The organism is Dellaglioa sp. CoH-55-MRSF-9 (assembly GCF_056782155.1).
On sequence record NZ_JBXAYG010000047.1, the window covers coordinates 1 to 299 of the forward strand.

A 299-nucleotide genomic window follows, 5' to 3' on the forward strand; every position below is an offset into this window, starting at 1 on the left:
GGCCAAGCTCACGCAGTACACGCGCTATCTCACGATCGCGCTGGGCGTCCTCCAATCGGCGACCCTCATCACCGTCGCCCGTTCGGGCGCCCTCTTCGGCACCACGGCCGTCTCGCAGTGCACGCAGCTGATCACGGACGACTCCTGGTACGCCATCATGCTCATGGTCATCACGATGACCGCCGGCACCGGCCTCATCATGTGGATGGGCGAGCTCGTCACCGAGCGCGGCATCGGCAACGGCATGTCCCTCCTGATCTTCACCTCGATCGCCGCGCAGTTCCCGAGCTCCCTGTGGG

Annotated in this window: 1 pseudogene; it reads left to right on the forward strand. The window is 65.9% G+C overall.

Annotated features, from left to right (window positions below):
• Positions 1 to 299: pseudogene (locus AC1RPV_RS07735) on the forward strand (hypothetical protein); the annotation flags it as partial.